General features: G+C 60.1%; 16 protein-coding genes, 4 tRNA genes and 2 pseudogenes. 10 read left to right on the top strand and 12 right to left on the bottom strand.

Annotated elements, in window-relative coordinates; genetic code table 11:
• Positions 1 to 9: 9 nt before the first annotated feature.
• Together KVG91_RS19125 and KVG91_RS27615 are read right to left on the bottom strand one after the other, a co-directional pair.
• Positions 10 to 627, bottom strand: a complete 618-nt coding sequence (locus KVG91_RS19125) for a glutathione S-transferase family protein (RefSeq protein WP_169376513.1) — start codon at positions 625 to 627, stop codon at positions 10 to 12.
• A 77-nt stretch (positions 628 to 704) separates the two neighbouring features.
• Positions 705 to 836 (bottom strand): annotated as a pseudogene (locus tag KVG91_RS27615) (cysteine protease); the annotation flags it as partial.
• Positions 837 to 981: 145 nt separating this feature from the next.
• Between KVG91_RS27615 and KVG91_RS19120 the strand changes: the two are divergent.
• Complete coding sequence (locus KVG91_RS19120; RefSeq protein ID WP_169376514.1) at positions 982 to 3429, top strand: acyl-CoA dehydrogenase; 2448 nt, start codon at positions 982 to 984, stop codon at positions 3427 to 3429.
• 75 nt (positions 3430 to 3504) lie between these two features.
• Positions 3505 to 3912, top strand: coding sequence for a PA2817 family protein (locus KVG91_RS19115; protein ID WP_083359297.1), 408 nt, complete (start codon positions 3505 to 3507; stop codon positions 3910 to 3912).
• 27 nt (positions 3913 to 3939) lie between these two features.
• Here KVG91_RS19115 and KVG91_RS19110 read toward each other — a convergent pair whose 3' ends face one another.
• Positions 3940 to 4872 (bottom strand): LysR family transcriptional regulator, encoded by a 933-nt coding sequence (locus KVG91_RS19110; RefSeq protein WP_169376515.1) that lies wholly within the window; start codon positions 4870 to 4872, stop codon positions 3940 to 3942.
• A gap of 89 nt (positions 4873 to 4961) precedes the next feature.
• Between KVG91_RS19110 and KVG91_RS19105 the strand changes: the two genes are divergently transcribed.
• On the top strand, positions 4962 to 5588 hold the full coding sequence (locus KVG91_RS19105) for an alanyl-tRNA editing protein (RefSeq protein WP_169376516.1): 627 nt from the start codon (positions 4962 to 4964) through the stop codon (positions 5586 to 5588).
• Here the strand turns inward: KVG91_RS19105 and KVG91_RS19100 are convergent.
• Together KVG91_RS19100 and KVG91_RS19095 are read right to left on the bottom strand one after the other, a co-directional pair.
• Positions 5585 to 7159 carry an alkaline phosphatase D family protein gene (locus KVG91_RS19100; RefSeq protein WP_169376517.1) on the bottom strand — a complete coding sequence of 525 codons (1575 nt, stop codon included), beginning with the start codon at positions 7157 to 7159 and terminating at the stop codon, positions 5585 to 5587. The two genes, KVG91_RS19105 and KVG91_RS19100, sit on opposite strands and share 4 nt — an antisense overlap.
• The gene (locus KVG91_RS19095) at positions 7156 to 7710 is read right to left on the bottom strand and encodes a GNAT family N-acetyltransferase (protein ID WP_169376518.1); all 555 of its coding nucleotides are present in this window, start codon (positions 7708 to 7710) and stop codon (positions 7156 to 7158) included. Before KVG91_RS19095 ends, KVG91_RS19100 begins: the two co-directional genes overlap by 4 nt.
• 190 nt (positions 7711 to 7900) lie before the next feature.
• Between KVG91_RS19095 and KVG91_RS19090 the strand changes: the two genes are divergently transcribed.
• From KVG91_RS19090 to KVG91_RS19065, 6 genes are all read left to right on the top strand, one after another.
• Entirely contained in the window at positions 7901 to 8308 is a 408-nt protein-coding gene (locus KVG91_RS19090) for an ExbD/TolR family protein (protein ID WP_169376519.1), read from the top strand.
• Positions 8309 to 8310: 2 nt separating this feature from the next.
• A complete protein-coding gene (locus KVG91_RS19085) occupies positions 8311 to 9045 on the top strand; it encodes an energy transducer TonB family protein (RefSeq protein WP_169376520.1) in 735 nt (244 codons plus the stop codon).
• 24 nt (positions 9046 to 9069) lie between these two features.
• A complete protein-coding gene (locus KVG91_RS19080; protein ID WP_169376521.1) occupies positions 9070 to 11352 on the top strand; it encodes a TonB-dependent receptor in 2283 nt (760 codons plus the stop codon).
• A gap of 17 nt (positions 11353 to 11369) precedes the next feature.
• Positions 11370 to 12017 (top strand): MotA/TolQ/ExbB proton channel family protein, encoded by a 648-nt coding sequence (locus KVG91_RS19075; RefSeq protein ID WP_169376522.1) that lies wholly within the window; start codon positions 11370 to 11372, stop codon positions 12015 to 12017.
• A gap of 53 nt (positions 12018 to 12070) precedes the next feature.
• Positions 12071 to 13288, top strand: coding sequence for a phospholipase D-like domain-containing protein (locus KVG91_RS19070; protein ID WP_169376523.1), 1218 nt, complete (start codon positions 12071 to 12073; stop codon positions 13286 to 13288).
• Positions 13289 to 13383: 95 nt separating this feature from the next.
• Complete coding sequence (locus KVG91_RS19065) at positions 13384 to 15123, top strand: dipeptidase (protein WP_169376524.1); 1740 nt, start codon at positions 13384 to 13386, stop codon at positions 15121 to 15123.
• Positions 15124 to 15307: 184 nt separating this feature from the next.
• Here KVG91_RS19065 and KVG91_RS19060 read toward each other — a convergent pair whose 3' ends face one another.
• The 7 genes and pseudogenes from KVG91_RS19060 to KVG91_RS19035 form a co-directional block, all read right to left on the bottom strand.
• Complete coding sequence (locus tag KVG91_RS19060) at positions 15308 to 15862, bottom strand: DcrB/PsbP domain-containing protein (RefSeq protein WP_169376525.1); 555 nt, start codon at positions 15860 to 15862, stop codon at positions 15308 to 15310.
• A gap of 103 nt (positions 15863 to 15965) precedes the next feature.
• Positions 15966 to 16109, bottom strand: a pseudogene (locus KVG91_RS27610) (Arm DNA-binding domain-containing protein); the annotation flags it as partial.
• Between the two features lie 197 nt (positions 16110 to 16306).
• Positions 16307 to 17731: an IS1182 family transposase gene (locus KVG91_RS19055; RefSeq protein ID WP_217894880.1), complete on the bottom strand. Its 1425-nt coding sequence runs from the start codon at positions 17729 to 17731 to the stop codon at positions 16307 to 16309.
• Between the two features lie 136 nt (positions 17732 to 17867).
• Positions 17868 to 17943 (bottom strand) — tRNA-Gly (locus KVG91_RS19050).
• Positions 17944 to 17946: 3 nt separating this feature from the next.
• Positions 17947 to 18022, bottom strand: a tRNA-Glu gene (locus KVG91_RS19045).
• 104 nt (positions 18023 to 18126) lie between these two features.
• Positions 18127 to 18202, bottom strand: a tRNA-Gly gene (locus tag KVG91_RS19040).
• A 4-nt stretch (positions 18203 to 18206) separates the two neighbouring features.
• Positions 18207 to 18282, bottom strand: a tRNA-Glu gene (locus tag KVG91_RS19035).
• 359 nt (positions 18283 to 18641) lie between these two features.
• Here KVG91_RS19035 and KVG91_RS19030 point away from each other — a divergent pair.
• Positions 18642 to 19412 carry a hypothetical protein gene (locus KVG91_RS19030; protein WP_169376534.1) on the top strand — a complete coding sequence of 257 codons (771 nt, stop codon included), beginning with the start codon at positions 18642 to 18644 and terminating at the stop codon, positions 19410 to 19412.
• The last annotated feature ends 11 nt before the right edge of the window (positions 19413 to 19423 follow it).

Below are 19423 nucleotides of genomic sequence, written 5' to 3'. Positions count from 1 at the left end.
TAGTCAGTATCAGGTCAACGCGGTCATGACGGCTGTGCGGTAGGCCGGACGTTGTTGCAGGCGCTGGTACCAGGCCTCCAGATGCGGCATTGCAGGCCGTTCGATGGGCATTTCAAACCAGGCGTAGATAAAACAGCCCAGCGGGATATCGCCCATGCCGAACGCTTGGCCGGACAGGTAAGGCTGTTCGGCGAGGGCCTGGTCGACCGTGGTGAGCGCATCGATACAGGCTTGGCGCCCGGCGTTGATACTGTCCCAGTTCTGTTTGTCGGCCGAGGTGCGCAGGATGCCCCAGAACACCGCCTTGAACGGATCGGCGAGCGTGGAGGTGGTCCAGTCCATCCATTTTTCGGCGCTGGCCCGGGCTTGCAGGTCGTTCGGGTAAAAGTCCGACGCATGCCTGGCGCATAGATAACGCACGATGGTGTTGGATTCCCACAGCACGAAGTCGCCGTCTTCGATCATCGGCACCCGTCCGTTGGGATTCAGTGCTCGGTATTGCGGTGTGTCGACCACACCAAAGGCCCCGCCCGCATCAATGGCTTGATAGTCCAGACCGAGTTCCTCGGCGCACCACAGCACTTTCCTGACGTTTGATGAATTTTTACGACCCCAGATCTTCAGCATGACCGCGCCTTTATGTTGATGAGCATGGCTGGATGAGCGCAGCAGCATACGCCGGTTTACCTGTGGCTTGAATCGGTTCGCAACGCCCCATCAATACTGACTGGCGGGTCACTTGAACTCCAGTGGGTTCCGAGGGGTTTTTCGGCGAACTCCACCAGCACAGGGTGGTCACTATCGATGAAGCGGCTGGGACTCAGGTACGCGTCCATGGCCCACATCACTCCGATTCGGCCCACTGCCGGCAGCTGATGTCGGTGCTCCCAGTACAACTTGTAACACCCTGATCACCCTGCTTGTTCGGATGCCGACTAAGCTCCCTGGTGGTTTCGCCCCTGGTTTCACGGAGGATTGAATATGCTGTTGTTGTGGATACTGGTTCTGGTGGTCGGCATTGCCTACCTCGCACACCGCCGCGTCGCGCCGCTGCCCGCCCTGGGCGTGGTCGCCGTCTACCTGCTGGCGATGGGCGCCTGGAGCCACGCACCAGGTTGGCTGCTGTTGATTTTCTGGGTGTTGATCGCGGTGGTGGCTGCGCCGCTGCTGCTGCCTGATCTGCGCCGACAATACTTCACCAAACCGCTGTTCAGCTGGTTCCAGAAAGTCCTGCCGCCGATGTCCGAAACCGAACGCGACGCCATCGATGCCGGCACCGTGTGGTGGGACGGCGAGCTGTTCAGCGGTCGCCCCGACTGGGACAAACTGCTGGCCTACCCCAAGGTGCAACTGACCGAAGAGGAACAGGCGTTTATCGACGGCCCCACCGAAGAACTCTGCGCGATGGTCAGCGACTGGGAGATCGGCCAGGCCATGGATCTGCCGCCCGCCGCCTGGGAACACATCAAGACCCACGGTTTCTTCGCCCTGATCATTCCCAAGGAATATGGCGGCAAGGGCTTCTCCGCCTATGCCCATTCCCAGGTCGCGATGAAACTCGCCACCCGCAGCGGTGACCTTGCATCCACCGTGATGGTGCCCAACTCACTCGGCCCGGCCGAACTGCTGCTGCACTACGGCACCGACGAACAACGCAACCACTACCTGCCACGCCTGGCGCGCGGCGACGACATCCCGTGCTTCGCGTTGACCGGCCCGCTGGCGGGCTCCGACGCTGGCGCCATGCCCGACACCGGCGTGATCTGCAAAGGTGAATGGGAAGGCAAGGAAACCCTGGGCCTGCGTTTGAACTGGGAAAAGCGCTACATCACCCTCGGTCCGGTCGCGACCCTGCTGGGGCTGGCGTTCAAGGCCTACGACCCGGACCACCTGCTGGGTGAAGAAGAAGACCTGGGCATCAGCCTGGCGCTGATCCCGACCGACACCCCCGGCGTGGAAATCGGCCGCCGCCACCTGCCTCTCGGCGCCGCTTTCATGAACGGTCCCAATTGCGGCAAGGATGTGTTCATTCCCCTGCAATACCTGATCGGCGGCCAGGAGATGCTCGGCAAAGGCTGGATGATGTTGATGAACTGCCTGTCGGTGGGCCGTTCGATTTCCCTGCCCGCCGTGGGCACTGGCGCAGCCAAGTTCACCAGCCTGGTCACCGGCCAATACGCCCAGGTGCGCGAACAGTTCAACGTGCCACTGTCCGCCTTTGAAGGTATCCAGGAAGCCCTGGCCCGCATCGGCGGCAACGCCTGGCTGATGGACAGCGCGCGCATGCTCACCGCCAATGCCGTGGACCTGGGGGAAAAACCTTCGGTGCTGTCGGCGATCCTCAAGTACCACCTCACCGAGCGTGGCCGCGAGTGCATCAGCCACGCCATGGACGTGCACGGTGGCAAGGGCATCATCATGGGCCCGAACAACTACCTGGGCCGCAGCTGGCAAGGCGCGCCAATTTTCATCACGGTGGAAGGCGCGAACATCCTGTCGCGCAACCTGATGATCTTCGGCCAGGGCGCCATTCGCTGCCATCCGTTCGTACTCAAGGAAATGGCCCTGGCCGGCCGCGAAGACCATGACCAGGCGCTGAAGGAATTCGATGGCCTGTTGATGCAGCATATCGGTTTCGCCGTAAGCAACGCCGCCAGCACCCTGGTGCTGAACCTTGGCGTGGGTCGCTTCGAGAAAGCCCCGGGCAACCGCTTGAGCCAGGCCTACTTCCGCGCACTCAACCGCCAGGCTGCCGCCTTTGCACTGCTGGCCGACCTGAGCATGATGCTGCTGGGTGGCGAGCTGAAGCGCCGCGAACGCCTGTCGGCACGCCTGGGCGATGTACTGAGCCATATGTACCTGGCGTCGGCGGCACTCAAGCGGTATCACGACCTCGATTCGCCGGATCACCTGGAGCCACTGTTTGCCTGGGCGATGGAAGAAAGCCTCGGTCAATCGGAACGTGCGCTGGATGAATTGCTGAGCAACTTCCCGAATAAAGTCCTGGGCTGCCTCTTGCGGGTCATCGTGTTCCCGTTCGGCCGTCGCCACACCGGGCCGTCCGATGCGCTGGATGCCGAAGTGGCCGCAGTGATCGGCCGCGCCAAAGGCGACCCGACCCTGGAAGAGTTGCTGGCCGGCTGCTACCGCCCGCAATCGGCGCAAGATCCGGTTGGCGCCCTGCAACAAGCCTACGACCTGCTCGGCGCCAGCCATCCGCTGCAGAAGAAACTGCACGCCGCACTCAAAAGCGGCCAAGTCAAACCGACTGCCGGGGAGCACGCCATCGATGCCGCGCTGCACGCCGGGGTACTGCAACCGGCCGAGGCGCAAACCCTGCGTGATGCCGAAGCCGCACGCCGCAAGGTTATTGATGTGGACGATTTCAGCAAGGAAGAGCTGACCCAGGCTGAGGGTAAAATCCGCTGAGTCGAGCGGTCATATAAAAACGGGCGCGAGAGCTATATACTCTCGCGCCCGTTTTTGCTTTAGAGGACTTATCTCGTGTCCAACGTCGTTGCCGATCATCTCGTCTTGCTCGACCACTTGCGCAGCATCCTGGTTGCCGTCGGCGAAGCCGAACAGGTGCCCGAGGAAAGCCACACCCTGTTCCTGGAGCGCTTCGACGAATTGCGCGCCCTGCTGCCGATCGATCCGATCGAAAGCCAATACCTGGGCCAGGACATCATGAGCCAGGTCATCCTGCGCTACCCGCAAATTGCCCACCTGGTGCCGCGCGACCTGCTGTGGTTCTTTGGCGGCGATTGCCTGCACTTCATGCCCGATGAAGAACTGGACCTGTACCAGGCCCTGGAAGAGCGCCGCTTCGAAGCCGAACAGAACGACGAACCGTTCGACTGGAACCAGGAAAAGCAGCTGCTGGCCATGCCGCAAGACCAGAGCAAGCACTGATACCTGTGGGAGCTGGCTCCCCCACACCTACCGACGGCGCAGTGTCGGTTCTTTCGCCATGCACTCCACCAGATAATCAATAAACACCCGCAACTTCGGCGGCAAATAGCGCGTGGGCGAATGCAGCAACCACGCCTCGCCATGGTAGGACGCAATAAAGTCCCACGCCGGTAGCACTTGCACCAACCGCCCCGCCTCCAACGCATGACGCGCCGTGAAATACGGCAAGCTGCCAATGCCCACATGCCGCAACACCGCATCCAGCCGCACCCCGGTGTGGTTCGCCGCATACCGCCCGCGCACAGCCACTGTCACCGACTTGCCGGCCTGACGGAATTTCCAGCGCGAGTCGCCGGGTGTTTCCCCCAGGTAGATGCAACTGTGCTCCAGCAGGTCATGGGGATGGTCCGGCGTACCATGCTCGGCCAGATATTCCGGCGTTGCACACAGCAGATGCTCGATGGGCAACAACTGCCGGCCGACCAACCCCGGCGGCGGGCTGTCGGTGATGCGGATACTCAGGTCGACGTTGTCATCGATCAGGTCCACTTGCCGATCCTCAAGGATCAACTGCACATCCACCTTGGGAAAGCGCCGCAGGAACTCCGGCATATGCGGGTGCACCACGAACCGCCCCACTGCCTTGGGCACGCTGACCCGCACCAGCCCTTCGGCTTCATGGGTGAACTGGCCGCTGATCTCCATCACCGAGCGCGCCGCGTTGAGCATTTCCCGGCAACGCGTGAACACCTCTTCACCGCCCTCGCTCAAGCGCAACTTGCGCGTCGTGCGCTGCAGCAAACGCGTCGCCAGGGCTTTTTCCAGGCGCGAGATGCTGCGGCTCACCGAGGAAGGCGAAGCGCCCATCTGCCGGGCGGCTTCGGAGAAACTGCCGGCTTCCACCACCTTGACGAAAATCGCCATTTCGCCCAGCAGTGGTAACGGTAGATTGATGCTCATGGTGCACAGGTCCATTGATAGATGGGCGGATTATCGCCGATACACGCACAACTTATACTGCCCGCAGAACCCTGATGCGGATGTAGATAATGACCGAACGCCTGTTTTTCACCCATGACCACCTGACGGCCGAGCTTGAGGTGCTGAGTTGCACCCCTCACGAGCAGCAGTTTGCGGTCATCCTGCAATCGACGATTTTCCACCCGCAAGGCGGTGGGCAACCCTTCGACACCGGTTGGCTCGGCGAAAGCACGGTGCTGCGCGTTGCCCAGGAAGCCGATCGAGTGGTGCACTACGTCGACCGGCCATTGGCGCCAGGCCCGGTCACCGCGCAGGTCGATGAACAGCGCCGCGCGTTGCACACCCGGCTGCATTCGGCCGGGCATCTGATCGGCAACGCCGGCGAGTCCCTGGGCTGGATGCCGATCAAGGCGCATCACTGGCCAGGCGAAGGCAAGATCACCTTTATTCGTGGCGAGGCGGCGCAAGCCATGGAGGCCGAGGCGCTCCAGCAACAGCTCAACCAGTGGATTGCTGCGGACTACCCGCGCCATATGAACCTGGAAGACGGCACCCGTGAAGTCGGCTTCGGCCCATTGCCCGCGTATGCCTGCGGCGGTACCCATGTGCAGAGATTGGGCGAGCTGGGCCAGGTGACCATCCTGGCCCTGTCGGAGAAAAAGGGCGCGCTGTCGGTGCGCTACGACGTCAGTTAAAGCGCAATCGCCCCCGGCCGGCCCGATTCCACGACAAACGACTTGAGGGTTGATACCGTGGCCGCCGGGTCGCGCGGGTCGGTAATCACACGCAGGTCGGTGAGCATCTTGTCCTCCTGCACTCGCACCGATACATACCCGCGCTGGCGGCTGTCGAAAAACTTTACATGGGGGTTAAGCGGCAGGATCTTGCTGAACGCGTCGAACGGCGGCCCGTCGGAGGTGACCGAAGTCCCAACGAACTCGGTGGCCACCACGCGCGAATCCGGATCGTTGCCATCGACATGCAGGTCGGTTACCCAGAACGAATGAATATCCCCGCCCCAGAACACCGGGTTGTTGACGCGATTGCGCTCCAGGGAGGCCAGCATTCGTGAGCGGTTGGCCATATAGCCATCCCAGCCGTCAGTCCAGCGTCCCGGTTTATGGTTGGTCAGGTCGCGCTGAGTCAACGGCGCCACCAGCAGGTCCTGGGCGATGATGTTCCATTGTGCCTTCGACTGGGCAAATCCCTGGTCCAGCCAGGCTTCTTGCTGCCAGCCAAGCATCGTGCGGCCAGGGTCGCGCAAGTCGTGACACAGATTGTCGGCGATATGCCCCTGATGACTGCCATTGGCCAGGATGCAGGGTTGTTCGGAGCGGTATTGCCGGCCGTCGAGTACGTGGAAACGGGCCAATCGGCCGTAGTCCAGCCGCCGATGGATACGCATGTCCGGCCCTTTCGGGATGCTGCTGGCGCGCAGCGGCATATGTTCGTAATACGCCTGGTAGGCCGCCGCCCGCTGCCGCAGGAATTGCGCCACCGGGATTTTTGGGTCTTGCGACCAGCGGCTGGCGTAGTCGTTCTGTACCTCGTGATCGTCCCAGGTCGCCACGCTCGGTGCTGCAGCGTGCAAGGCTTGCAGGTCCGGATCGGTTTTGTACAAGGCGTAGCGGTTGCGATAGTCCGCCAGGCTGACCGCATTGGCGCTGCCATGGGCGCGAATGACCTTGCCCGAGTCCGCCGCATAGGAACTGTCGTAGATATAATCACCGAGAAAGAACACCAGGTCGGGCTGCTCCTGCGCCAAGTGGCGATAGGCACTGAAATACCCCCGCTCCCAATGAGAACACGAGACAAACCCCAGGCGCGCCGAGGCCATGGCATGCAAGGCGGGCGCCGTGCGTGACTGCCCCACCGGACTTTGCGCGCCGAGCCCTTCGAACTGATACCAGTACGGCCTGCCCGCCTCCAGCCCCGCCACTTCCACATGCACCGAATGCCCCCACCGCTCGCTGGCCATGACTTCGCCCTGGCGCACGACACGGGTCATCGCCGCGTCGCCGGCAACCCGCCAACGCACTGCCACCGCATGCCTCAAGCCTCCCTGGCCATCCGCCGCATTGAACAGCGGTGCCAGGCGCGTCCAGATCACAAAGCCATCCGGCACCGGGTCACCGGAGGCCACACCCAAGGTGAACGGGTAATCCACGCCGGCACTGCGGGCAAACGGGCTAAGGATCGAAAAGGTGGTAGCGACCGCCAGCCCGGCAAGCACCCGACGCCGGCCGTGATCGACCTCGCCGCTCACCGCCGAGACTCCCAGTCTTCGCGCACCATGGCGAACACCAGCATGTCTTCATGCACGCCGTTCTTAAGGAACGCGCCACGCATGCAACCTTCACACTGCAGGCCGATTTTCTCCATGACCCGCGCCGACTCCTTGTTGCGGCTGAAACACTGGCTACCCAAACGATGCAGGCCAAGTTCGGCAAAGCCATAGTCCATCAGGGCTGTCGCCGCTTCCGCCGCATACCCCTGGTTTCGAGCGTCCGCCGCTACCCATCCACCCAAGTGCCCGTAAAGGTGCGCCGGGTTGACACGCAGGCTGGCGACGCCGATCAGCTCACCGCTGTCACGCCGATGCATGCCCAGGCTCAACAGGTTGGATGAACGAAATTTTTCCTGCATGCCATCGATAAAATCCTGCGCCGTTTCGAGGGTGTAGGGCGATGGGACGCTAGCGGTGTTGTCGGCGATCTTCGGGCCGTTGGCGAGGGTGCGCAATGTCTCGGCCTGGTGTTTCTGCAGTGCTCGCAGCAGCAGGCGCGCGGTGAACAACTGTGGCAATTGGCTACTCATCTTCGGGAGCCCTCAATGTAAAGTTTCCGAGAATGCCCCTGTCGGGTTTCAATTCTGTTACGTCGTTAAAATGACCGAGGAATCGTCTGTAATACCCGTCCTAGAGCCCTCAAAGCGTCAATTAAAGTTAACCATTCGGTCATCTTTGGTTGTTAGCGTATCGCCCCTAATTCAATAACGGGGTAACGGAATGAGAACCTGGGACGAACCGAAAAAACGCAAGGCGCACATCGAACTGATCCCGATGATCGACGTGATGATGTTCCTCCTGGTGTTTTTCGTACTCGTGAGCCTGAACGTGATTCCGGCCCTCGGCATGAAGACGCAGTTGCCCAGCGCCAGCAGTTCGCAGCAGCTCAAGCCGCAGAACAAATTCATCCTGACCCTGGGTCTCGAAGGCCAACTGCAACTGGATGGCAAGGACCTCACGGTCGACGCACTGGTGCCGGCGCTGAAGGCCGCGCAAACGCCCGAGACCAAGTCGACCATCATCGTTAACAGCGACAAAGGCGTAGAGGTTTCGCGCCTTGTGGAGGTGATGGACACCCTGCGCCTGGGTGGCTTTACCTCCGTGTCCATTGCCACGCGCAAGTCCTGATCATGTACGTTCTGTTTCGTGCGCGTCAGTTGCTGGGCAGTGTCCCGGCCGTGATCGCTCTGGTGCTTATTGCACTGGGTATCCAGTCCCAGACGCTGAAGGTCGAGCCGGTGTACGACGAGTCGGCGGTTGAGCTGGCGCTGGTCGAGCCAGAGCCAGAGCCGCCAGTGATTGCGCAGCCTGTGGTGGAACAAGAACCGCCACCGCCGCTGGTCGAGGACGAAGAGGCCGAACCGGCCCCACCTCCGCCTCCACCGAAACCACTGCCAAAACCTGAACCCAAGCCCAAGCCGAAACCGGTGCCCAAACCGGTGGTGGCCAAGCCAACCCCTGTGCCAGCGCCAGCGCCCATTGCCGCTAAACCGGCACCGGCAGCCATCGCCCAGGTCGCAACGACGCCCGCGCCGCCTGCCCCACCGAAAGTCGATGGCCAAGCGCTGGAAGGCGGTTACCTCAAGGGTCTGCGCAACGAGTTGGACACCTACAAGCAATACCCCACCGGACGCCAGGCCTCCCTTGAACGCCCGACGGGCGAGGTGGTGGTGTGGTTGCTGGTAGATCGCCAGGGCCGGGTTCTCGACTCCGGCTTGCAAACCCAGGCCTCGAGCATGTTGCTCAACCGGGCCGCCACCAACAGCTTGCGTCGTATCAAGCAAGTCAAGCCGTTCCCCGAGCAAGCCTTCGGGGGACGCAATGAGCAGCGCTTCACCGCCACCTTCAATTACAGCGTGCAATAAGCACCCGACACCAGGACGACACTGATGAGGTTCACACGGATTCATCTGGCACTCGTAGCCGCAAGCATGGGGCATGGCATGTCCATGGCCGACACCCGCGACAGCGACGTCGGTACGATTGGGGTCCAGGGCAAGGCCACCGCCGGTGGCGGCTACATGGTGCAGGAAGAAAGCATCAAGGGCCGCTCCACCGTCACCAAGGAAGCGCTGGATAAACAGACCGCCACCGGCAACGCCGTGGACAAGCTCAAATACACCCCGGGCCTGAATATCTCCAGCGAGGACGCCACCGGCCTGTCCGGCTTTCGCTTCACCATGCGCGGGCTCAACTCCGACCAGGTGGGGATGTCGGTGGACGGCATGCCAATCAACGATTCCGGCAACTACGCGCTGTACTCCAACCTGCTGGGCGACCCGGAAAACATCGACCAGATCTTTGTCACCCAGGGCGCGGCCGAGGCTGACGGCCCGCACATCGGTTCCAGCGGCGGCAACATCGGTATCGTGACCATTCGCCCGACCAAGGAAACCGGCGCGTTCGTCAAACAGATCATGGGCAGCAACGCCACGCGCAAGACCTTTGCCCGCCTCAATACCGGCGAGATCAATGGCCTGAGCAACTGGTTGTCGGCGTCCCACACCGAAGGCCAGATGTGGCGGGGGTCGGGCGCGGTGCGTGCGGACAAAGTCGAATGGAACAGCTTCTTTGATGCGGGCGATGGCAACACCGCCAACCTGATCCTCAAGTACCACGAACAGGACAACAACAGCTACAGCCAACTGACCAAAGCCCAGTTCCAGCAGAACGGCCGCAAGTACGACCCCTACCCTGCCAAGCCCAGCGTGGGCAGCAACGGCAAGTACAACAGCTATTACGCCCTGGCGCAGAACCCGTTCCAGACGTTCACCGCCGTGCTCAATACCCAGTTCAAACTGGCGGACAATCTCGCGCTGTCGGTGATTCCGTATTACTACTGGGGTAACGGCAGCGGCGTTGGCGCCTCCAGCTATGCGCTGAACAGCGGCTCCAACCAGGGTGGCGTGTTCGACCTTGGCAACCTGCCCACCGGCGCCCAATACAACGCCGACGGCACCCCAAACAGCGGCGTGTACTACCGCCCTTCGCGCACCCAGACCTGGCGTCCGGGCATCACCACCAAACTGAACTGGGACCTGGGCGACCACAGCGTGCAAGTGGGCTATTGGTACGAACGCGCGCGCCAGAGCCAGACCCAACCATTCATTGCGCTCAAGCCCAGCGGCAAGCCGGTCGACACCTGGCCGGACTCCAACGACGCGGTGGTGGATGCCAACGGCAACACCATCCAGGGTCGCGACCGTTTCACCGTCACCCCGGCGCAAAAGGTCTGGGCCCAGGACACCTGGTACATCAACCCGGACTGGACCCTGGTCGCGGGCCTGGCCTACATGAACGTCAAGCGTGAAGGCACCAACCACGGCAGCCTCACCGAACAGGCCGAGAAACGTAACCAGACTTACAACAAACTGCTGCCCAACGTCGGCCTCAAATACCAGTTGGATGAGCGCGACCAAGTGTTCTACAGCCTGTCGCGCAATATGCGCATTCCGCAAAACTACGTGCTGTACGACCAAGGCGCGGGCTCCATCGATGCCAAGCCGGAGACCAGTTGGAACCACGAGTTGGGCTGGCGCTACACCGATGAGGACATGACCGTTGCCGCCACCTTGTTCTACATGCAGTTCAAGGATCGCCAGGTCTCATCCCGCGATATCAACGGTGATTTCGCCGACATCAACGCCGGCGCCGTCAACAACAGCGGCCTGGAGCTGGAGTGGAGCGGCCTGCTGCCCAACCACTTCAACTACTACACCTCTTACACCTACACCAAGGCCGAACAGCAAGACGACTTGACCGCCTACAACGCAGGCCAGGCCATCCTGCTGCCTACCCGCGGCAAGCAGTTCGCCAACGTGCCGAAAAACATGCTCGCGGCCAACATCGGTTACGACGACGGCCGCTTCTACGGCACCTTTGGCGGCAAGTACACCAGCAAGCTCTACGGCGACCTGACCAACGATGAAGCGATCTCCGGCCGCACCGTATTCAACGCCGGCGCCGGCATCTACCTGCCGGTGGACAAGAAGGTGGTCAAGGACGCGACCTTGCGCCTGAACGTCGACAACCTGTTCGACAAGAAGTACCTGGACGGCGTGTACACCACCAAGACCAACGCGGCCAGCTACAACGGCTTTCGCGACGGTGACCCCGCCTACATCGTGGGCCTGGAACGCACTGTAACGGTTTCCCTGGAAGCCAATTTCTAACGGCGAGGTAATTGAACATGGACATGAACCTTCTCCACGACATCACCTTTTATGTGATGTATGCCGCGATGGCCATCGCTATCTTTATCGCCATCGAGCGCGGTATCTACTTCGCTTACGTACGCCGCCAGGCCCGTGCGCTGGTCGAGGTACTGGGCGCCAACGTGCACAGTGAACGCGACTTGCCGCAAAGCCTGGCCCGTCGCGACAGCCTGCCGTTGAACATGGTGCTGCCGGTACTGGCGCAAAAAGCCTCGCAGGGTTCGCGAAAGGACTTGGATGACGTCATCGAGACCCAATACCTGACGACTCGCGCGCCGTTGGCCCGCAGCCTGTGGATCATCGAGACCATCACCACCGCCGCCCCGTTGCTGGGCCTGCTGGGCACCATCCTCGGCATCATCGACACCTTCAAGGCGCTGGCTACGGCGGGTGTGTCCGACCCGGGGCAGATTTCCGGTGGTATCGGTACGGCGTTGTTCGCCACCGGCCTGGGGATCGCCATCGCGCTGTTCTGCGTGGTGTTCCACAACTTTTTCCAGGACAGCCTGGAGCGCATCAATGACCAGCTGAAAATCCTGCTGATTCGCGCCGCCACCGGTGCCCGCGTACAGAATGAGGTAGCGCACCTGCTACCGACCCCATTGCACAGCCGCACGGCGTAAACGTACCTGCGGGCGCGCAATGCGCCCGCTCTTTTTTTCTGCAAGGAATGCCTATGTCCATTTCCCTGAAAGTGCGCATCGCAGGCCTGGCGGGCTTGCTGATGAGTCCGCTGGTCCAGGCTGACTTTTCGATTCCGGGGTTTGAGTTGGTACACACCGTGCCGGTGGATACCGCCCTCGGCACTGACGACTTGCGTCAGCCCGGCCCGGTATGGACCGAACTGTTTGACGGCGCAAAAAGCAGCATTGATATCGGCCAGTTCTACGCCGCCGACCATCCTGGCTCGGTGCTGGACCGGGTGATCGAGCGCTTGGAAGCGGCCGGCAAACGCGGTGTGAAGATTCGCTTTCTGCTGGAAGAAAAAGGCATCAAGTTATCGGAAGCGACCACTCTGGAGCGCCTACGCGCGATCCCCAACCTGACCTTTCGGGTATTGCCCTACGCGAGCGTGAGCGGTGGAATCATCCACGCCAAATACATGGTGGTGGATGGCAAGCAGGCGTTTGTGGGCAGCCAGAATTTCGACTGGCGCTCGCTGGAACATATCCACGAAACCGGGTTGCTTATCAGCGATGCAACGGTGGTGGGCCAGGTGCAAGCGATCTTCGAGCAGGACTGGAATGCACAACAGGCGTTGAGCGAAAACAAACCGGTGCCGCAGCCTGTCGTGGGCAAGGAACCACCGCGCAGCGGCAACTACCTGGTGGCCAGCCCGCAACGCTACAACCCGCCGGGCGTAGGCGATTCGCAGCTCGAACTGCCGCGTTTGCTGGGCGAAGCAACGCGCGAAGTACGCGTGCAACTGCTCGATTATGCGCCGCTGTCCTACGGACCGGACAAGACCCGTCCGTACTACGCCGTAATCGACAACGCCGTGCGCGCAGCCGCAGCGCGTGGCGTGTCGATCAAGTTGATGGTGTCCAACTGGAACACCGACAGGCTGGAACTGCCCTACCTCAAAAGCCTCGCCGTGCTGCCCAACGTGCAGATCAAAATCGTCACGCTGCCTGAAGCCAGGCAAGGGTTTATCCCTTATGCACGCGTGATCCACAGCAAGACCATGGAAATAGACGGGCAGGTGGCATGGATCGGCACCAGCAACTGGCTGGGTGGATACCTGGATAATTCGCGCAACCTGGAAGTGGTCATGCGCAATGAAGCGATGGCCAAGCGTATAGGGCAATTGCATGGGCAGTTGTGGGATGGGCCCTACGCTAGAGCCTTGGACATCGCCAAGGAGTATTCCGAGCCCCACCCTGGCCAGCATTGACCCAAGGCACCTGAGTAATGGTAGTGTGTGGAAATGTTTCTGACACATCGATCAGAAACCTCCCACTGACTACCTGCAAAGGAATGCGTCCCTCCATGCACTTTTCACTCAAAAAACTGGCCGCTGCGACGCTGTTCGCAGCGAGCCTCTCGGCTGTCACCGGCTCCGCTTTCGCCAACATCACCCCGGACCAGAGCACGGCGATCCTCAAGCAATTCAACGAAAGCTCCGTCACCGATTTTCGCGGTTTTCTCGGCGCCTTGGTCGAGGGTGACCTAGGCAAGACCAACGATGTCGGCCCGGCAATCAGTGCCTTCCTCGCCAACAAAACCCTGAAGGCCGAGCAGCAGAACGAGATCAATCGGCTACTGGGCATCTATACCCGGGTGAAGTACGGCAAGGCCGCCACCGAGACCCTGCGTGAGTTGGTGGAGATCCCGACGTTTAACGTCGACGGCGTGCCGCAGTACAAGAATCCGGAATTCATCAAGATCGCCGGAAAAATCCAGGCGCTGGCAAAATCTTTCAAGCTGAATTTCCGCAACATCGATAACCGTGTGTACGAAATCACCTTGGAAGGCAGCGGCAACGAAGTGGTCGGTATCCACGCCCACGCTGACGTGGTGCCGGTAACGCCGGAGAATTGGGTGCTGAAAGATGGCACCCAGCTCGATCCGTTCAAGGTGACGCTGATCGGCGATCGCATGTACGGCCGTGGTACCGAAGATGACAAGAACGGCATCGTAGTGGCCATGTATGCCATGAAGGTGATCAAGGAAGAAAAGCTGCCGCTGGCGCGCAACTTCAAGCTGCTGGTGGACACCACCGAAGAAACCTCCGGCGACGCGATTCCCTATTACTTCGAAAAGAACCCGACGCCGCAATACAACCTTGCGCTGGATGGCGGTTACCCGGTGGTGATTGCCGAGAAAGGCTACGGCACGGTGATGGCGACCTTCCCGCGGCGCAAGGGTGAAGGCGAAGGCGCCGAAATCATCTCGATGACTGGCGGCATGGCGACCAACCAGATTCCTTCGGCCTCGGTGGCGACCTTCGTGAGCGACAAGCCTGCCGAGTTGGCCGCCAGCCTGCAAAAAGCCGGTACCGAATACGCCAAGCGCAACGGTGGCGATTTTGAAGTCGTCGCCAAAGTCGACGGCAAAGACGTCAAGCTGACCGTCACCGGCGTGTCCGCTCACTCGTCGGAACCTGAATCCGGGGTGAACCCGGTCGCGCGCATGCTGGAGCTGATCCACAGCGTTGACGGCAAAATCGCCCTCAAGCACAACCACATCACCGACGCTGCGCGTTATGCGTCCGATAATTGGGGCCTGGATTACCTGGGCGGAAAATTGGGCGTGGGCTTCTCCGATGCGTTCATGGGGCCACTGACCACCTCGTTGACCTTTGTCGGCCTGGATGACAAAGCCTTCAAGCTGGCGGTGAACCTGCGCGTGCCGAAGGGCAAGTCGCCGGAGAAACTGAAAGCCGAAATTGCCGACAAGCTGAGCGCCTGGGACAAGCAATCCAAGGTCAACGTGGACTTCACCTACTCCGTGGCCGAGCCGATGTACCGCAACCCGGAAGGTGAATGGGTCAAGGCCCTGTTGGCGGTGGCCAGCGAGAACCTGGGCATGGAGCATAAGTTTGGCACGTCGGCCGGCGCAACTTCGGTGCACGAACTGCCCAACGGCGTGCAATTCGGCCTGGCGCGGCCGGAAGTGAAATACACCGGGCACACCGACAACGAGTTCAAGACCGTCGACCAGTTCCTGCTGGACTTGCAGATCGTGACTGAAATGATGGGACGCATCGGGCAGTTGCCGAAGCTCTGATAGTCAAGGAGCCCGCCGTGATGGCGGGCTTTTTTTCAGCTTGCATAAATCGCACGCAAACAAAAACGCCGATCATCTCTGATCGGCGTTTTTGTTGAATATGGAAAGGGAACGAGGCATGCATCAATTCCTATCGCCTGCCTAAGGAGCCTTCAATGCAGCCCACCCTACGCAAACCCAGGGTTTACTTGCCCAGAATGTTCTTCAACGCAGCGGTATGGCCGTCCGGGTCGTTTACCCTGGACATCACTTCAATGACGGTGATCTTCTGATCGTTCATCGTCATCAACGAGGCCACCAGCAGTTTCAGTCCGTTGAAATCGTCGGTGCCGTCCAGGCGGTACATCTTCAAGCCGTTCACCTGAACGGTCTTCTCGCCAGTCATGCGAAAGTTGGGTGACGCGGCCTGCTGCTTTTCCTTCACGGTATCCACTGCAAGACGAAACGCAGCGTCCGGGGCGGTACCTACGGTCGGCGCCGGGCCTTCGGTAACGATGATGGCCCGCTCGCTTTTCGGATCGAAGTACATCGTGCCGCCGTTCTCGCTGTTCAAGGTACGGGCCTCGACACCTTTGAGCATGAACTTCAGCTTGCCGCCTGCCAGGGACACCGATTGCGTGCCCGATGCCGCCGTAGCGGTTTGTTCAGGCGGGGCAGCAACTGCCATGGTGGCCGCGCCGCTCAAGGCAGCAAGCACGCACAAGGAACGGGTCCAGCCCAACAGCAAATGCTTCGACATTGATAGCGCCTTTGTTTTCAGGCCGTCGAATACCGACCGCCTGTCGTGCGAACAGCCTAGCTTACTTGCTTGCTCACTTGCCCAGGATGTTGTTCACAGCCGCAGCGTGTCGCTTATATTTGCGGTCAGCCAGGAGCGCCCGCGCTTCATCACGCAAGGTGCGTGCTTCACGCAGACCGATCTCAGAATAGGTGCCCAGGGAGAGGCGCTTTTGCGCGCGGAGCCAGTAGTAGCGCAGATGCCACGATTACCGGCACCACCCGCATTCCTTGTCCTCGATTGGCCTCAAAAACGCTGGCTGTCGGTGGATGTCCGTGGCTTTGGCTGGAATGAAAAAAGGAGCCGAACAGACTGTGTGAAAACACGCTGAAGGCGGCCTAAGCAAACGCCCCGACTTGTTCGGGGCGTTTGCTTTTGTGCAGGTAACAGGCGAAAAAAGGCTTTTCAGCCCATCAACTCCATCATTCGACGTACACCCAGCACATTGATCGCTCTTTTGAGGTTGTAGGCGCTCACTGCCAAGGCCATTTCCGCTCTTGCCCCCTCGCACTGTCGCAGCAGGAAGCGGCCGTTTCCAAACAGCCATTGCTTAAGGTTGCCGAAGGGGTGCTCAACGATTGACCTTCGGCTCACCATCATTTCGGGATTTGCCTGCATGCGCTGCTCCATTCGCTCGAAGGCTTCTTCATGGGCGTGGCGTGAGACGTATCGGCGCTGAGCGTCGGTGCATTGCCCTTTCAGTGGACAGTTGCTGCAGTCGCTGATAGCCGCATGGTAAATGCGCTCACCTTTATTCAGCTGTTTGAGCGTCAGCAGTTTGCCAGCAGGGCATCGGTACTGATCCTGCTGCGCATCGTAAGTAAAATCTTCTCGCTCGAAGAGTTCCTTCTCCTTGCTACGGGGGTTAACTGCTCGGTTGGGCGATACATACGCCGTAATGCCCGCCTCTTCACACGCCTGGAACTGCTTGCCATTGGAGTAGCCCGCATCGGCGGTCACGCTCAGTTCGCTCTGCTGCAACTGTTCTTTGGCAGCCTTGGCCATGGGCTCAAGTTGCTGCGTATCGTTGCCGTCTTGTGTCACGTCGTGATGCAGGATCAAGCAGTGTTCAGCGTCCACGGCGGTTTGTACGTTATAAGCCACCCGCGGGCCTTTGGGCGTGCGCATCATTCGGGCATCGCTTTCGCCGGTGTTGAACTGCTCGATCCCCATCGACTTCATCAGCGCCTGGCAGGTCAGGTTGTTCAGTTGCCGGGCTTCAAGTTGCTCCAGCGCTGTCTTGATGGCGCTACGGTCAATGGTTTCACCCGCTTCGGCTTTATCGGCCTCATCCAGTTCGGCCAGATATTGGACGATGCGCTTATCCAGCTTTTCCTGCTGGCGCTTAAGCTGTTTCACGTTCAGATGGCGCCGCGAAGAGGCTACCGCCTGAAATTTACTGCCATCAATGGCAACCAGGTCGCCAGTAATCAAACCGACCGTACGGCAGAACTGAACGAAGACCCGACACGTTGCACTGAACGCTTGTTTGTTGTCCTTGCGAAAGTCGGCAATGGTCTTGAAATCGGGTTTGAGGCGGTTGAGTAACCACATGACTTCGATGTTGCGCTGGCACTCGGCTTCGAGACGACGAGAGGAGCGGATACGCTGGAAATAGCCGTACAGATAGAGCTTGAGCTGATCTGCCGGATCGTAAGAGGGGCGGCCTGTGCTTTTGGGTACCGCCTTGTCGAACCCCAAGCGTATGAGATCGAGCTTGGCAACGAAGGCATCAATCACGCGAACGAGGTGATCCTCAGGGATTAAATCTTCCAGCGAAACCGGAAAAAGGCTGGTCTGATCGCGCGCTTGACCCTGGATGTAAGCCATAACAAAAATGCCCCGTATCTTTCGATACGGGGCATTCTCTTAAACCGCGACGCAGATTGCCAGGTTTTCACACAGTCTGCGAAGCTCCTCTTTTCAACGACCTACAGACGCCAATGGAAGTATGTAGATTAATATTTGGAGCGGGAAACGAGACTCGAACTCGCGACCCCGACCTTGGCAAGGTCGTGCTCTACCAACTGAGCTATTCCCGCAAATGGCGTCCCCTAGGGGACTCGAACCCCTGTTACCGCCGTGAAAGGGCGGTGTCCTAGGCCACTAGACGAAGGGGACACGCTACTGGAACACATGGTGTGTATCCCAGTGCCCAAGGATTAAATCCGAAGATTATGCCCTGGTTTCACTCAGTGCCGCCCGAGAGCCACACTGCTTAAACTTGGAGCGGGAAACGAGACTCGAACTCGCGACCCCGACCTTGGCAAGGTCGTGCTCTACCAACTGAGCTATTCCCGCATATTGGCGTCCCCTAGGGGACTCGAACCCCTGTTACCGCCGTGAAAGGGCGGTGTCCTAGGCCACTAGACGAAGGGGACACACGTACAACATTCACTCCCTACCGCGTTTCGCTGTGTGCTTTACGCTGTAAGTGGCGCGCATTCTATGGATGGATTGAAAGGTCGTCAACCCCCAAGGATAAATTTATTTAAATCAATGACTTCGCCCTGCTTTGCGGGCTTGCGGGGCGATTGCGCCCGCCCGGGTCTTGACGCCTATATTCCGGCACCCGACAAGACGCTATAGTTCGCTGCGGCAAATGATGGCAATGTGCATCCATTCGCGAGATCCGACTCTATAGAAGCAAACTACCTGGGCAACTGGTCGATCTGTTCTATCCGCCGGGTCGCCCAGTCACTACACTCCACATTGTAAACCCTATAAAGAGGTCGCACCGGTGACACCACTCATGATCACCCTGCTGGTAATAGCCGGGATCGCAATACTGATCGCCATTGGCTATATGAACCACGTGGTGGAAAACAACAAGCTGGAAAAGAAGCGCACCGAGATCGAGCTCAACGATCGCCTGCGCCGTTGCGGTGAAATCACCGAGACCTTCCCTGGCCAGTTGATGACCCCCGGGCTCAAACTGTTGCTGACCCGGCTGGAGCTCAACGTCAATCAGCGCCTGTTGAACCTCAACAAGAACAACGCTGCGATCAAGGCCCGCATCACCGAATTGAACGCCCTGGTGTCCCAGGGCGAATCGCTGCCGGTGAACAACCCGCCCGCCCCGATCCAGACCGAAGCCAAGGCCAAGGACGTGCGCTTCCTGCTCGAAGCGCTGCATGGGCAAGTCACCCGTGCCGCCCAGGACGGTTTCCTGCCGGCCAACGAGGCCAAGCACTGGATCAAGGAAATCCGCCATATCCTGGTGTTGCTGCATATCGAGTTCTTCAACAATCTTGGCCAGCATGCCCTGCAGCAAGGTCAGCCGGGCCAGGCGCGCCTGGCGTTCGAACGCGGCGCGCAGTACCTGCGCAAACAACCGGAGCCCGTGCTCTATAGCGCACAGCTGCAGCAGCTGGAAGCCCAACTGGCCCGCGCCAACTCCACGGTGCTGGCCAACAGCAAGCAGACCGCCGACGAGGTAAACGAATTGAACGAAGGCATGAAGGAAGTCAACGCCGACGCCGAATGGAAAAAGAAAGTCATCTACGACTGATGGAGTGAGCG

The sequence above is a fragment of the Pseudomonas azadiae genome (genome assembly GCF_019145355.1).
GTDB classification, from domain to species: Bacteria; Pseudomonadota; Gammaproteobacteria; order Pseudomonadales; family Pseudomonadaceae; genus Aquipseudomonas; species Aquipseudomonas azadiae.
This window is presented reverse-complemented; position numbering and strand designations above follow the sequence as displayed.